The following is a 16,113-nucleotide window of genomic DNA, read 5'->3' as shown; positions in this document are numbered from 1 at the left end:
ACATTATTGTAATGGCAGCTTAGTTGCTGAAATAATTCCCGGATCTATTTCACTAAACTTTAAGTATTCACCACGCATAGCCTGTAATACTTGTTGTAATGTAGCAAATTGGGCGCTAAGTTGGAAAAATAGTTCTGCCGTCTCAGGCGTATGTAGCTCCCCAACACTAAGATAAGCAATTTGCCCTATATTAGAAAAATAATTTAAATTAAGCTTACGGCGTTCAGCGATGCCAGGAAATAAGCCACAAAAAAGTAAGCTTTTATCCCCTACGTCCCTTAATAAATCGGCTTGCCTGCGGCCTGTTGTTTGCATTGATTCTAAAAAGTCTAACGCAATAACTGATTCTATCAATCTAGGACCTTGTGAAAAGCGCATGAGCAAGAAAACTAAATAACTTTCAGTATTTTCATTAAGAATTAAGCGAGTAGATGCTTGAGCTTCATTAACTAAGGCATACCATTGACTAGTCTCAGTAGGATGTAGAATCAACTTATCCATGACTAACTCCTTTTCTTACTTCTTATACACAGTTTAGCAAATAACATACCAATATGAGCTAATTTGGATAAAATTCCTTTAGTTAATTAAATTGATAGGATAAGATTCGCGTTTAAAAGGCAACCCGCTTTTTAGAAAGCGGGTCAGTAATTAAAATTAATTTTTGTCCTAAAATTAACGAGGTACAGAAGATGAGGGAGCAGAGTCAGCAGCTTCTTGTTGACTATCTGCTTCTTGGCTCTCTTGAAGTTTGGGAAACTTATAGGTGTAGAATCCAGCATATCCCATGATATGTCGCAAATTATCTTCTTGAGCGTACGATTGGAAAATATTTTGAGCTGGATGTGAATTTTCTGGATCAGCTACGTATTCTGGATGGGTTACAGCTGCAAATGTCATGGCTGGCTGTAATGCCATTACTTTTAATTGTTTAATAGTTTTCTCTAAATGGGAAATGGCTTGTCGATACTTCTCACCTAAATCGTCTGGCTTGGGCCAAGAAACTGGACTACCCATATTTTCATAATGGTCCCTATATCGTCCTAATGCAGTAATAAATTGTATGTAATCTTCTACTAACCTCTCCCTTTTTTTATTTAACTTTTCAATACAATCAAATAAAGCATCAGGCCTCTTTGAGCTTATATCCTGTAAAAATTTATTTAAGACTTTAGTACTACTGTTTGACCCAAAAATTGGTGTATTGCTATGTTGCCAGCCTTGTTCAGGATTGTGATTAAGGCCCGGCACTGAGGTATTAATTGCACTTTTAATTAAGTCAGCAATCTTCTCTTGATGAAATAGCATGAGTTACTCCTAAACATTAGTAATTCAGGACATTATATCATCCGATTGTTAAGTTATTATTAAGTTAGATTAAAATATATACAATTTAATTTGCTAATTATTGTTTTCATAATAACCGATAAAGAGAAATCTTTGTGCCTTTAATCCAGGACATTTATAAAGATTAACTATCTGTTTATAAGCTTAGTGAAATCTCTAGCTTCTATTGCGTGTAATAACTCTTGATTACTTATAGGTAAGACGAAATTTCTGACTATAGCACGCCAAAAAGGCTGATATAAATGCTGCTGCAGAGGATGATCATCAGTGGAAGGAAAACATGGACCATGATTGGCCTCAAGTAACCAAACTTTATTTTGATCATCAACCATAAAATCAACACCAAACAAAGCAAATGTAGGTTTTTTATGAAGCTTAAAAGCGTTCGGATAGTTTCTTTGTAGTCCCAAAATTACCTCTTCCAAAATGACCTTTATTTGAGAATATAAGTCGGGAAAAAAAGTAAACTGATCGGTTGGAATCTGAATAACATTGGGATCATTACCATGCAAATGTTCATTTGTTAGATGAGCGTTAAGATTAACAATATCGTTTGGAGTGTAAGGTTGCATAGCCACATTAAAATAGCCATGTGGATAAAGATAAGCCCCAGCATAGTTAGTAAGTACCATAAATTGCCGGATACTGTATTTACGTTGATCTCTAAGTAACTGCGGATTAGGGATGTAATACTGCAACACATGTTCACCACCTAAACGATTTGTACTTAAGAAGTGTTGCTCTAAATCACTTAACTTATTAAATAATTTAATAGATTGCCCATTATTTAATAAAGCTGGTTTTAAAATCCAAATTAAATTGTCTACTTCATTGAGTAATTGATTATTTCTTAAATAAAATTTTTGGGCAATTTGATTTAATATTATCGGCCAATTATGATCATTAATACCATAAGTTACTGGCATGACCCTTGGACAGTTTTGATTAACTAAATCGGCTAATAAGTGTTTATATTCAAGGCATTGAGCAGCAGCCTCGTTAAACGCTAAATTATCACTACTAAATTTAGCGAGACTGCGCCAACTACTTTTTTTCCATCCTAATTCTTTTAAATAAAGGCTTAAATTAAAATAAGTTGGTGAGCAATTTTCCTTTAAATAAAAAGTATTACGTTTTAAACCCACACCTTACCTAGTAATTTTTAGAGCTTCTATTAATTATGTTGTAACTTATTTAGCAATTTTGCAAATGAGCCAGGCAAGTGAGATGCTATCAAACCGGCTAATAAGCTCCAAAAAGCAGCATTAATTCCCAATAAACTAATGCCTGAGGCCGCAACAAGAAAAGTAATTAAAGCAGAATCTCGGTGCTTATCATCTTCAACAGCCGCTTTAAGATTAGAGCCTAAGGTACTAAGTAAAGCAAGGCCTGCAAGGGCTGCCATTAATTCTTTAGGAAGCGCTGCAAGTAGAGCTAATAAAGTGGCGCCACAAAGCGCAATTAATAAATAAAAAAAGCCGGCCCAAATTGTAGAGTAATAGCGAAGAGCTGGATCTTTATGCGCTTCTTCATTAGCACACATAGCGGCTGTTAATGCAGCTAAATTTACAGAAAAGCCGCCAAAGGGGGCCACTAATAAATTAGCAACACCGACCCAACTTATTATCGCTGAAATAGGTGGTTGATACCCTGCTACTTTCAAGACTGAAAAGCCTGGTAGATTTTGTGAAGTCATGGTGACAATAGCAAGAGGAAAACCAATACTCGCTAGGACGGCCCAAGAAAACTCTGGCTTAATGAAAATCGGATAAGCAAATTCTAAATGAAGAGCAGCCGTGTTAATTAGCCCTTCGCCGGCAGCGATAATCATACCTGCGGCCATAACTATTAGGATTACTACACGTGGAAAGAATTGTTTTCCAAGCAAATAAATAAAAATCATACCTAACACTAATAATGCTTGCCCTTGTACAGCCATAAATAAGCCAATACCAAAATGCAACAATATACCCGCTAACATAGCACTTGCTAGCGACGTAGGAATGAAGCGCATGATTTTTGTCACCGAGCCACTTACACCAGCTAATATAGTTAGCAATGCTGAAAAAATGAATGCTCCAATGGCTTGATTAAGTGGAATACCTGGCAAACTTGCAATTAGAAAAGCCGCGCCTGGTGTTGACCAGGCAGTTAAGATAGGAATGCGGTAGTAAAGAGATAAACCAATACAAGTGCAGGCAACGCCTACACAAAGACTAAAAATCCACGAGTTTAATTCTGCTGTAGATGTACCAGCAGCAGCGGCAGCTTGTAAAATAATAACAGCCGTACTACTAAAGCCAATCATGACTGACATAAATCCAGCCATCATTTGACTTAAAGAACAATTGCTTGCCATGGTGGAATTCCTGTATGCTGAAACGCGCTGAGTTAAAAGATCTTGTCACTTTCTCGCAAAGGCAAGAATTTATTCTTATATAAGTCCTGTCCTTCCTACGAAAAGCGCACTACCGTCCGATTAAAGTACAGGTAGGTTGGGCTAAGCATAGCGCAGCACAACAATTTAAGGCATTTGACTATTCACAATTGTTGGGCTGCATTTTGTTTAGCTCAACCTATGACACTTCTATGTATGCAGCCCCCTTTACCCAGCCTACGTCCTGCGGCTTGTCCGCAGGATCCAGTGATGTGGCTGATTCCTAGATTCCGCGAACAAGTCGCGGAAGGTAGTTATAGAGCAAGTGTGGTAACTGTTTTGAGTTTTTGATTCAAGACAGTTGCTACCTGCTTTCTCTTTTATCTGGCCAGCAAGAATAACAATTTAGAATTAATAAGGCCTTTAAAGCTTTCTTTCTTAACTTAGTGCTACTACTATATGCTCTCTATGCGTTATAACGCACATTAGTGTTAAGCATACCATTGTGCGCTATAACGCACAATGGTTAATAGGAGAATAAATGGATCATTTAACGCGCTTTATTGGTTCACGCTTGCGCTTTTTAAGACAACAAAAGGGCTGGAGCTTAGATAAAACTGCTCAAGTAACAACTGTCAGCAAAGCCATGCTAGGGCAAATAGAACGTTTTGAATCATCACCAACAGTAGCTACTTTATGGAAGATCGCTAGTGGTTTTCGGGTATCATTCTCTTCCTTTCTAAAAGAAAATTTAGATACCAAAAATCTTAGCTATATACACAACAAGCCCCGTTTAATTAATCATCATGAAGAAAAACTTTCTTTAACGCCACTTATTCCATTTGATGAACAGCTAAGTTTTGAAGTATTTGAAATTGAATTATTACCAGATTGTAGGCAATTATCATCTGCTCATGCTAAAGGTGTAATTGAGCATGTCATTGTGGTTAGTGGCGAAATGGATGTACTTATTCGGGAAAATTGGCAAACTTTAAAAGCGGGTGACAGTATACGCTTTAACGCTGATATTGCTCACGGTTATCGTAATCTTAATCAAGAATCAGTAATTTTTCATAATATTATCCATTATCCTAATTAACTCATCTTCATAAAATTTAAATCTTAACTCGAAATGTTTAGAAATTGTAAAGATTGCATACTAAAAAGCTTAAAAAGACGAATTATGCTATGATTTAGTAAAGATTTAATGACTTTATTTTAGGAATTAATGTTATGCCTACTAATGGTTCTAAAAATGATACTACTACGGCAAATGATACTACTACGGCAAATGATACTACTACGGCTCCAGCCATGACTCCTATGGGCAATTCGGGTAGTCTTCCTTCTGCGCAAAGTGCTAAAAATGATGATAACGCAGCAAATGGCCCTGAAGCAAAAAAGATTTCTACGCCAAAGCCTGAACCTAAACCAACAAATCCAACCGTGCCCCCTAAAAAAGAGGATAAAGATAAAGAGGATGCAAATGATTGGATCAATGGTACAAATAAAAACAACAAAGAAATATTTGAATTTAGCGAAACGTTTAAAAAAAACGGGGGTTGGCGCGCAGTTGGAGCTGGCGTTTTAAGCAGAGCTAATGAAATTAAAGACGACGCGGTACTAAAAGCGCAAAATGCTAAAGAAGGTGTTAAAAATATACAATCAACAATTAAAAAAACATTTAATGAAATTAACGACGGCGCCATACCGAAAGCCCTAAACGAGATGCACACTGCTTTTGAAAAAAGCCTTAAGACAAATTTCGGCCTTAAGCCTATGTCTAAAGATTCAACAAAAGAGACACCAGATTCAACTCTAGACAATGTGAGTATGGATGATAAAACCTCTCAAAAAAATACTGTTGAGCAAACTGATCCTGGAATAGAACTTGATGATTCAGCGGTAAAGAAAATGTGATTACTGTTAAAATATATCCATGAATTTTAATATCATGTTATAATGACTAATTAATACTCACTAGTATTAGTTAGTCTTATCTTCTCTATCCTGCTAGGTATAAAAATAGCTTAATAGGCGACTTCCTATTACAAGTAGGTTAGAATCGCATCATTTTTAAATACAAGGCTCTTTATGATTGAAATGATTCGCAATATCGCTATCATTGCCCACGTTGATCATGGTAAAACTACCTTAGTTGACAAGTTACTGCAACAAACAGGAACCCTTAATGAACGAGCACCCCGTGTTGAACGCATTATGGACTCTAACGCTTTAGAAAAAGAGCGCGGTATTACTATTTTAGCTAAAAACACCTGTGTTTATTGGCAAAATTATCAAATCAATATTGTTGATACGCCAGGGCATGCTGATTTTGGTGGTGAAGTAGAGCGCATTTTATCCATGGTTGATAGTGTTTTACTATTAGTTGATGCCGTTGATGGGCCAATGCCACAAACTCGTTTTGTCACGCAGAAAGCCTTTGCTCGTGGTTTAAATCCGATTGTCGTCATTAATAAAATTGACCGACCAGGCGCAAGGCCGCATTGGGTCATGGATCAAGTCTTTGATCTTTTTGACAATCTAGGCGCTAATGACACTCAACTTGATTTCCCCGTAGTTTATACATCTGCTTTAAATGGTTATGCCAAGCTTGATTTAAATGATGAAGCAACCGATATGTCTACCTTATTACAAACAATCGTTGATAAAGTTAAATCTCCAGATGTAGATGAAAATGGTCCTTTTCAAATGCAAATCAGCTCCTTAGACTATTCTTCTTACGTGGGTACCATTGGCATCGGGCGGGTTACCCGCGGTCACATTAAAGCTAAATCACCGATTAAAATCATTGATAAAGATGGTCAAATTCGCAGTGGCCGCTTATTACAATTATTAGGTTTTAAAGGCCTTGAACGTATTGAAATAGAAGAGGCGAGCGCTGGTGACATTGTTGCTGTAACTGGTATTGAGCAACTTAATATCTCCGATACCTTGTGTGATCCTAATCAGGTCGAAGCCCTTCCTCCTTTAATGGTTGATGAGCCTACAATTAGCATGACATTTCAAGTGAATGATTCTCCTTTTGCCGGCCAAGAAGGTAAATTTGTTACCAGCCGTAAATTACGAGAGCGTTTAGGCACGGAGTTACTACATAATGTTGCTTTGCGGGTTGAAGATACCGCTGATCCTGATAAATTTCGAGTATCAGGCCGTGGCGAACTCCATTTATCTATTTTAATTGAAACCATGCGCCGAGAAGGTTATGAATTAGCGATTTCCAAACCTGAAGTGATTATGCGGGAAGAAAATGAGCAATATCTAGAGCCTTATGAGCGTCTAACCATTGATGTTGAAGAAGCTCATCAAGGTACTATTATGGAAAAACTAGGTGAACGGCGCGGTGAGCTACAAAATATGCTTCCAGATGGTAAAGGCCGTGTGCGACTTGATTATATTATTCCTACTCGCGGTTTAATTGGCTTTCATACTGAATTTCTTTCTAGTACCTCTGGAACAGGACTTATGTATCATGTTTATGATCATTATGGTCCAGCAGTTAAAGGTCGATTAGGTAAACGCAATAATGGTGTCTTAATTGCCAATTGCCAAGGTATGGCTCCTGCTTTTGCTCTTTTTAATCTACAAGAGCGAGGCCGCTTATTTATTGAACCACAAACCATGTGTTATGAAGGCATGATTGTAGGCATTCATGCTCGTGATAATGATTTAGTTGTGAATGTAACCAAGGAAAAACAATTAACCAATATCCGGGCATCGGGTAGTGATGAAAATATTCTTCTTACACCACCCATTAAGCTATCATTAGAACAGGCATTAGAATTTATAGATGATGATGAATTAGTGGAAGTAACACCGCAATCTATTCGGTTACGTAAAAAAGAATTAAATGAAACAGATCGTAAACGTACATCACGAGCTAATGCGGATAATTAAAAGCTAATCACTATGAAACCTAAATTTGAGCGCGTTATTCTTTATGCAAGGCAGCATCGGGCGACTCAGGAGATCAATGAGACGCTACAACGTCTTAGTCATTTTTTAGACGCCCAAAAAATTGAAGTATTTATAGATAGTGATACTGCTCATAAATTTGTTACCAACTTACCCATTATAGCCCATGAGCAAATGGGGCTAAAAAAGGACTTAATCGTGGTTGTAGGCGGCGATGGTAGTTTACTATCCGCAGCACGCATGGCTGTTTTAGTTGATGTGCCAGTGATAGGAATTAATCGTGGTCGTTTAGGTTTTTTAACTGATATTTCTCCTACTGACATTGAAAAGCAACTAGAGGCTGTTTTACACGGGCATTACTTAGAAGAAAAGCGCTTTTTGTTAAGTGCTACAATTCACGATAAAACAAGAACCTACTTTCATGGCAATGCCTTAAATGATGTAGTATTAGGACGAGGTAGTGATACGCACTTAATTGAATTCGATGTGTATATTGATAAGCAATTTGTCAGTCACTATCGTTCAGACGGAATGATTCTTGCGACACCTACCGGCTCAACTGCTTATTCCTTATCCGCAGGTGGTCCTATTATGCATCCACAATTAAATGCCATTGTCTTAGTGCCTATGTTTTGCCATAGTTTAAGCTCTCGGCCTTTAGTCATTGACGCTAATTCGATTATCGATCTGGTTATTAGCGATCACAATGAAGTTGATTTACGGATTAGCTGTGATGGGCATGAATCGAGAATGGTTAAACCTGGGCAACAGGTTTGTATTGAACAAAATAAACAAAAGCTTCGCTTATTGCATCCATGTGATTATCATTATTATGATACGCTAAGAATAAAACTTGGCTGGGAATCAAAGCATCAAGGATAAGCTATGCTCATTGATTTACGTATTGAAAACTTTGCTATCGTTAAATTGCTTGAACTTGATTTTACTAGAGGAATGAGTGCGTTTACCGGGGAAACAGGAGCAGGAAAATCAATTATGATTGACGCGCTGCTTTTAGCCTTAGGAGGTCGAGCAGATGCATCAGTCGTTCGATACGGTGAAGAAAAATGTGATATTCACGCCACTTTTCAAATTGATAAGGCCAGCGAGCCAGCTCATTGGTTAACACAACATGATCTTAATTATGAGGAGGGAGAAGTTTATTTAAGGCGCGTTATTTATAGCGAAGGACGTTCCCGTTCTTATATTAATGGCCAACCTTTTCCCTTGCAAAAAATTAAAGAACTAAGTGAAATGTTAGTGCATATTCATGGTCAGCATCAGCATCAAACGTTAATGCTGCATCAAACTCATCGTGAGCAGTTAGATAGGTTCGCAAATCATGATAAGCTTGTAGACAATGTGCATCATCTTTACAGGCAATGTCAGAAAGTAAAAAATGAAATTGATGCATTAAAAACGCATGAAAGTTCTAGAGATAGAATTGAACTTTTACAATTTCAGATTGAGGAATTAAGTAACCTTGCTCTGCAAGAAAACGAAATTAAACAATTAAATGAAGAGCATCAATTACTGCATCGAGCGCAAGATTATACTCATTATACCCAACAAATTTCTCAGTTATTAAACGCAGATAATGAACCTTGTATTTACCAGCAACTTAATCTGGTTTTACACTTAATTCAGGATTTACCTCAAGAGCAAACTAATATTAAAAATGCCTTAGAATTGATTAGTAGCGCTTTAATACAATGTGAAGAAGCATTAGATGAAATTCAACATTTTGGTGAGCGCATACAACTTGATCCTGAGCGTTTACAAGAGATAGAAAATCGCTTAAGTGCTATCCACCATATGGCACGTAAATATCATGTAGGGCCCGAGCAAATTACTCACCACCTTACTGGTTTACAAGAAGAGCTCCAAGCTTATCAAGATGCAAAAGAAAAGATTAAACTTTTAGAGCAACATTATCAAAATCAATTACAAACTTATGAGAAAGAAGCACTTAAACTCCACAATTCTAGAGTTATCCATGCAGAAAAATTGGCCAATGAAATAAGTAAAATTATAAAACAATTAGGGATGCCTAAAGGTAAAGTATCTATCGAAATAACTAGCCTTGATAAAATGCAACCTTATGGTCTTGATAAAGTAGAATATAAGGTTTGCACTAATCCCGGTATGGCGCCAGATTCATTAAGTAAAATCGCCTCAGGCGGCGAACTCTCTCGGATTAGCTTAGCTATTCAAATGATTACTGCGCAGCGAGGTGCAACGCCGACGTTAATTTTTGATGAGGTTGATGTAGGAATAGGAGGCGCAACAGCAGCGTTAGTAGGTCAACTTCTACGCCAATTAGGTGAACGACTACAAGTATTTTGTGTCACTCATCAACCTCAGGTTGCCGCAGCTGCTCATCATCATTTTGTAGTAGAAAAATTTAGTGATAATCAGCAGACGTATTCCCATATTGTTGCTCTATCTGAAAAAGATAAAATTGATGAAATTGCTCGCATGTTAGGTGGTTTAACGATTACTGAGCAAACACGTAATCATGCTGAAGAGCTTTTGTTAAGTAGTAAGAAGAAAAATGAAGTAGTGGAAAATAGTATTCCATCATAATATTTATTAACTATTCCTGCTTGTTAGTTTTATTGTTGGGCAAAGACCTAACCTATCTTTTAAAGATCCAATCGATTGCTTATAATTAAGAGCCCGCCTTACCGAGGTTTCAAGCTAATTTTGTAGGCCGGGCCATGGCCCGGCGAAACCCTAATAAATTATTTTATTTGAGGAGTTGGACCATCAAAGCTCCAAGTTAACCTCGCAGCCACACCATTGTCCTTGACTCGAGAACCAAATTGCCCAAAATAGGAAATATTTAAATGTACATCATTAGCAAGTCGTGCTACATCAACACCTGCATCCACAAGAAGTGCATTGCGAGCAACCGGTGTACCACCAATTAAAAATGGCAAACTACCTGATGCAAAGTTAAATGTAGTTTGGGGCGTTAAACTATTGTATGCATGACGCCAACCTAAGAAAAGACGTTGATTAAGTGCATAGTTATCTGTTGTATATAACAGGCCTTTTTCTCTTATACCTAACGTTGTATAGGTCATGTCTTGTGAAGCTTGTCGAGCTCTTAGGCTTGCTGCTCCCCCGTATTCCTTAAACCTATCTGAACTAACATCAATGAAAGCAACATTAATGAGCGGCTTTATAGAAAAGCGGTTAACTTGTAAATCATAGCCAAGCTCACCAAATACTTGGGCTGTGTTAGCATTGTAGTTATTAGTTAAGTGATCATTAAAATAAGGAAAACTAATGCTGCGATTAGTACTAATTTCGTGCCAGCTATAAGCTACGCCAATATTGGCAACAAATCGATTATAAAAAGCGTTAGCATAAAGACCTACATGACCATTATTACTTTCACTAAATGAATTTCTGCGATCGACATCAAAATTTGAGCGACTATAGCCACCTACAAGGCCCACCCGCCCTATTATACCGACTTCTTGATCTGCTCCTATAAAAAAGCCCTGTGTAGAACGTTCTGGTTCACTAGCATTGTAGTTACCGCCTAATTTACCCCAGGCACCAAAACCATGCGCCCAAAAAGTAAGACCTGTCATGGTTTTTACTTGCGGAAGGAAATTCGCTTGATCATCTAGACGCATAGAAATAGCATCACGTATATAGCGGCTTTCTTCGAGTAAGACACCTAATGTAGAAGAATAGATTTCACCACTTAAATTATTTAATGTCGTTTTGAGCAAGGGCACATTATCGAAATTTAAAAAAGCATTATAAAGAGGATTGCCCACACCTAAGCTTTCAACACCAGTTGCCGTAGCAATTTCATTGGGGGTATTACCGAAGAAAGCAAATGATCTATTATTACGAACAATATCTAAATAGACATTATTACTATCATAATTAAGAACTAAATTTAAAAATGGTAGATTCTGTAATAAGTTACTATAAGTTCCACTAACACCACCTGTTGCGGTCAGAATAGTATAACGAGTACCTGGCAAATAAAGCCCTGGCTCTTTTAATATATAAGCTCCCGATCCGGGTAATATAGATGCTGTACCTGTTATAGCAATTAAATCTGCTTGACCTGCAGGATTAATTTCTACCTCATAAATTGAACTTGGCAGTTGTTCATAATTACCTGCAACAGTTAATGTACCAATGGAATTTCCCGGAGCAATGGTTCCTGTGACTCGTGTTGTTCCCACTGTGCCATTACCACTTAAACGTCCACTTGAACCTATGTCTATCTCACCACCTAATATTCCGTTGACAACTAAATTACCTGCATTTAATAAGACAGTCCCTAAGTAAGCTGGTGATATACCTGTTAAAATAAGAGTACCTGTGCCTTGTTTAGTAAATCCTTGTGTGCCTATAAATTCACCGGCAAAGGTTGTTGTAATGGCTTGATCAATAATGAGATGAGTTGAACCCAAATTAACTAAGCTACCTGTTACACCTGCTAATGATTGTATAATTCTCTTATCATTAGCATTTGCAATATCAAATACTGTTCCTGAATTAATTAAATTAATACCACTACTATTAGCTAAATCACCTGCTTTATTTAAAGCAAGAGTACCATTAGCTATAATAGTTGGTCCTATATAGGTATTTACTGCTGATAATATTAATGTTTCTGGCCCAGTTTTTATTAAACTGCCTACACCATTAAGATTACTTCCTATAGTAAGATCAGCTAATGTTTCAAACGTACCACCTTCTGCAGCTAAAGTAATAGGCCTATCCATAGTCATAGATGCGGTAGTTTGTAAAACGCCACCATTTAAAGTTAGCAAACTTAAATTGTCACCTAACTGCTCATTACTTGAAATACTTAATTTGCCTTGATTGATGGTCCATAGGGTAATAATATTAGGCTCGGGTAAAGATCCAACTAAAGTCCAGTCACTATTTCCTGTTTTTTCATAACTATTAAAATTGAGATATTGACCACCTGTACCCAATAAGGATATATCAAAAATAGCACTCCCATTACCGCCTAAAGCAAATACATCATCACCGCCAGCCACGCCAATTACTAAACCTGAAACGGAAAAACCCGGTTGTAATTCAAGCCTATTCACGCCATCTAAAAATTCAATAGCAGGGGCTCTGAATAAATCCTCACCAATATTGTCGCTGGCAAATCCTCCTTCAATACTGCCTTGATTTATAATGTTAAGATTACTGCCGCTGATGGCAGCACCACCCCTACCTGCTATACTTGGCGTAGTTGTAAAGAGGCCACTTGTGCCGCCATTGCCCCCGCGGATTACACCTGAATTTATTATTACACCGCCATCAGTGGCATTAATGGCATTTCCGCCGTTGCCGCCACTACTGGCTATTGCGTTTTCAATTGCGTTACCACCCGCACCGCCACTGCCACCGCTGATAAGGCCACTATTATTAATATGACTATTTCCAGTAATCAATAAACCATAACCACCAATTCCACCTGAGCCCGATATATTCGGATTATTGGCAACTGCACCACCATTACCACCATTGCCGCCTTCGATAATGCCTATATTAATAATCTGATTACTTGTTGCAAAAATTTGTACTGCGTCACCTCCAGAACCTCCTGTACCACCGGAAACGTCAGTACCACTATCGCCACCACCATTGCCACCATTGCCACCATTGCCACCAACTATATTACCAACATTGGTTAAATTGGCGTTTTGAGTAAATAACAGACCGGTGCCGCCACTACCGCCGCCACCACCGCCACCGCTGCCAACAGCATTTCCGCCTCTGCCACCATCTCCACCAATATTATCAAATGCATTAACACCATTAGTTACAGCTACATTAAAAATAGCTGCACTTCCACCAGCTCCGCCACCACCAGCACCACCACCTAAGACACCAACTGTAGTTACATCACCCCCACGGCCACCATTGCCACCTAAGTGTGCACCAATTTCTGTTGGAGAAAAAAGAAAGTTTTGTCCCACGCCGCCACCGCCGCCACCACCAGCACCGGCACTAATATCCAGAAAGCCGCCACCACCTCCTCCACCACCCCTGCCTTGGCCAGTGAATTGATCTATTCCACCACCTCCGCCGCCACCGCCGCCAAAAGCATCTTTACCGCCAGAACCACCTTTCAAGAAGCCTGCGCCACCCGCTCCACTTGATATTGCCCCCTCACCGCCTTGCCCGCCATTTAATGCAGAACCGCCTTCAGCACCAGGCTCTCCACCTATACCACCGCTCGTACCGTTTGGCATCCCGACACCGCCAAGACCAGAGATGCCAGGTTCAATATTGTTAGTATCACCGCCATCACTTCCATCCCCACCATTAATAAAGAAACTCTCTACCTCTTTTGTAGCTACAGAGCTAAAATGATTATTAACTAAAAAATCTGATTGCTTTATTAAATTTCCAAAATCGGCTTTTACTTCAGAGAACGTTGTTGGAGAAAAGAAACTACTTGCTAAGAGAGACGCGATGATTGTTTTGTTAGATTTAAAGGTTTTATTATCTTGCTTTACTGAGACAGCTTTATTATTTTTCATTATAGCCTCACATCAAAAGATAAGACAAGGCATTGTAGAGAAATTAAAAACCAAAAATCAAGCTTAAAATTAATAACTCTGCCTATAAAATAGGCTTAATTTTTAAATGTTTAACAAAAATTAATAGTTTTCAGTTAGTTAAGGTAGGTATATTTATGCAAAAAATTATTATCGGATTGGGAGTTATTTTAATACTTTTAGGTTTAACATGGCCCTGGATAAAAAAGTTAGGTATAGGCAAGTTACCTGGGGATATTCTCATAAAAAAAGGTAATTTTACTTTTTATTTTCCAATTACTACCTCAATTATTATTAGTTTAATTATTATGATAATTCTATGGCTAATAAATCGCTAAACATTAGGACTTATACTTTTGCGCTACCAAAAGGGTCATTTTTATAAATTTTTAAGCCTAAAATTAACATTGCTATAATATAGATAATGTTTATCCCAATATAGCAAATAATGGCTCCTAAAAGCTCTAACCAGCTGATTAAAATAATGCAGGCAACAAACTGAAAAAGTAATAGGCTGAGTGTCAGCTTAGCTCCAATCTCACTGCCTCTATGAGAATACTGAATCATTTTTGATAAAGGCATTGTGATTGAATAAGTTAAGATATTAATCAAGCATGCGTAAGTGTAAGGTAATGCATTAGTAAAATGAGACTGGTACAGTAATAAAATTTGTTTAGCAAACAGGCCAAGGATTAACATCACGATTAAGGCGATACTAACACAAATTAGTAAGTATTTTTGAATTACTTTCTTAAGTGCTTCACGACTTTGAGCAAAAGAAGCAGAAATATCTGGCCCAATCAATATCCCTATTGGAGCAATAGCAATAGCAGCAATTGCAATAATGGAGGTGACAGCTGCAAATAAGCCAACTGAGCCTTCCTTATTCCCTAACCATTCCATAACTATTAATGGAATCACAGTAAAAATATAGCGATTTAAGTTTTGAATCGTGTAACCATATATTTTCTCCCTCCACTCTATACTTGTATTTGCTGACTCTGGTTTAAATGAATGTATGTCTGAGCGCTTATATAAAACCGTAACAATTGCCAATATCAATAAGTAACTTAAAATAAAACCTATTAGCATGATATGAGGAAAATAGTGCTTATTATCATGGAGGATGGCTGGATAGAGATAAAAATAAATAATTAAACTTAAAATAAAATAGAAAATTGTCTGCAGTAAGCTTAATAAAATTGCTGTACGCATATAATTAATAGCTCGAAAGTACTGCATTGAGATAGTATATAAAGATAAAGCAACTGTGCCCCAAAGAAACAAATATAAGGGATGGCTTATATCAAATAGAGTTATATTTTTAAGAGCAGATGCTAAAGCGATAAGGGTAACGGCTCCAATACATCCCAATGTAATAACCCATAAATAAAGTGGCTTTAAAAAACGTGCAACTTGCTGTGTTAAGCTCACAATATTGCTGTATTTACTTTGCACATAATACTTAGGAACATAGTAAGCAATGATTGAATCAATTCCTAAAGTAATCAGGGTCGCAATTAAAAAAAGTGAACTTGTTGCTACAGTGTAATCGCCAAACAAAGCTTCGCCAGCATGTCTAGCAACTAGCATGTTGATAATGAACAGCATAAGCTGATCAGCAACAATAATGATTAGATTTAGAGCAAAATCCATGTGTTAAATTCATTAATAAATTTTATTATAACTACTTTTAATTTTAGAAATATATGCCTAGACTTGATTTACTACTATTTCATCAGATTTTTAAAGCCTCAATTAATTGTAGATTAAATTTTTTAAGTATGAATAGTATATTCACAAAGTTATCCACAAGAATGATAATTAAGCATTATTTACTTCTTATAAATTAATATTTAAATACAATGAGTTAGGATAAATAAACATATT

13 protein-coding genes are annotated in these 16,113 nt (G+C 37.3%); 7 read left to right on the top strand and 6 right to left on the bottom strand.

What is annotated here, in order from left to right:
• Window positions 1-3 precede the first annotated feature (3 nt).
• The 4 genes from E1P04_RS08805 to E1P04_RS08790 all read right to left on the bottom strand — a co-directional run bounded on the left by E1P04_RS08805 (window position 4) and on the right by E1P04_RS08790 (window position 3,706).
• Complete coding sequence (locus tag E1P04_RS08805) at window positions 4-501, bottom strand: hypothetical protein (RefSeq protein ID WP_131782549.1); 498 nt, start codon at window positions 499-501, stop codon at window positions 4-6.
• Between the two features lie 174 nt (window positions 502-675).
• On the bottom strand, window positions 676-1,308 hold the full coding sequence (locus tag E1P04_RS08800) for a hypothetical protein (RefSeq protein WP_131782548.1): 633 nt from the start codon (window positions 1,306-1,308) through the stop codon (window positions 676-678).
• 167 nt (window positions 1,309-1,475) lie between these two features.
• Window positions 1,476-2,492 (bottom strand): ATP-grasp domain-containing protein, encoded by a 1,017-nt coding sequence (locus E1P04_RS08795; protein ID WP_131782547.1) that lies wholly within the window; start codon window positions 2,490-2,492, stop codon window positions 1,476-1,478.
• 29 nt (window positions 2,493-2,521) lie between these two features.
• Window positions 2,522-3,706: a benzoate/H(+) symporter BenE family transporter gene (locus E1P04_RS08790; protein ID WP_131782546.1), complete on the bottom strand. Its 1,185-nt coding sequence runs from the start codon at window positions 3,704-3,706 to the stop codon at window positions 2,522-2,524.
• Between the two features lie 174 nt (window positions 3,707-3,880).
• On the opposite strand from E1P04_RS08790, the gene E1P04_RS17635 reads away from it, so the two are divergent.
• The 6 genes from E1P04_RS17635 (at window position 3,881) to recN (ending at window position 10,246) form a co-directional block, all read left to right on the top strand.
• Window positions 3,881-4,075, top strand: a complete 195-nt coding sequence (locus tag E1P04_RS17635; RefSeq protein WP_165482721.1) for a hypothetical protein — start codon at window positions 3,881-3,883, stop codon at window positions 4,073-4,075.
• Between the two features lie 190 nt (window positions 4,076-4,265).
• Entirely contained in the window at window positions 4,266-4,823 is a 558-nt protein-coding gene (locus E1P04_RS08785) for a helix-turn-helix domain-containing protein (protein ID WP_131782545.1), read from the top strand.
• 134 nt (window positions 4,824-4,957) lie between these two features.
• Entirely contained in the window at window positions 4,958-5,644 is a 687-nt protein-coding gene (locus tag E1P04_RS08780; protein WP_131782544.1) for a hypothetical protein, read from the top strand.
• A 174-nt stretch (window positions 5,645-5,818) separates the two neighbouring features.
• Window positions 5,819-7,642, top strand: a complete 1,824-nt coding sequence (gene typA / locus E1P04_RS08775; RefSeq protein ID WP_131782543.1) for a translational GTPase TypA — start codon at window positions 5,819-5,821, stop codon at window positions 7,640-7,642.
• 12 nt (window positions 7,643-7,654) lie between these two features.
• On the top strand, window positions 7,655-8,542 hold the full coding sequence (locus E1P04_RS08770; RefSeq protein ID WP_131782542.1) for an NAD(+) kinase: 888 nt from the start codon (window positions 7,655-7,657) through the stop codon (window positions 8,540-8,542).
• Between the two features lie 3 nt (window positions 8,543-8,545).
• The gene (gene recN / locus E1P04_RS08765; RefSeq protein WP_131782541.1) at window positions 8,546-10,246 is read left to right on the top strand and encodes a DNA repair protein RecN; all 1,701 of its coding nucleotides are present in this window, start codon (window positions 8,546-8,548) and stop codon (window positions 10,244-10,246) included.
• Between the two features lie 158 nt (window positions 10,247-10,404).
• Here recN and E1P04_RS18235 read toward each other — a convergent pair whose 3' ends face one another.
• Entirely contained in the window at window positions 10,405-14,205 is a 3,801-nt protein-coding gene (locus tag E1P04_RS18235; protein WP_165482720.1) for an autotransporter outer membrane beta-barrel domain-containing protein, read from the bottom strand.
• 155 nt (window positions 14,206-14,360) lie between these two features.
• Between E1P04_RS18235 and E1P04_RS08745 the strand changes: the two genes are divergently transcribed.
• Window positions 14,361-14,561 (top strand): DUF2905 domain-containing protein, encoded by a 201-nt coding sequence (locus E1P04_RS08745; RefSeq protein ID WP_131782540.1) that lies wholly within the window; start codon window positions 14,361-14,363, stop codon window positions 14,559-14,561.
• A gap of 10 nt (window positions 14,562-14,571) precedes the next feature.
• Here the strand turns inward: E1P04_RS08745 and E1P04_RS08740 are convergent, their stop codons facing one another.
• Complete coding sequence (locus E1P04_RS08740) at window positions 14,572-15,879, bottom strand: oligosaccharide flippase family protein (RefSeq protein WP_131782539.1); 1,308 nt, start codon at window positions 15,877-15,879, stop codon at window positions 14,572-14,574.
• Window positions 15,880-16,113: the final 234 nt, after the last annotated feature.

This window comes from Legionella gresilensis (genome assembly GCF_900639865.1).
GTDB lineage: Bacteria > Pseudomonadota > Gammaproteobacteria > Legionellales > Legionellaceae > Legionella_C > Legionella_C gresilensis.
This window is presented reverse-complemented; position numbering and strand designations above follow the sequence as displayed.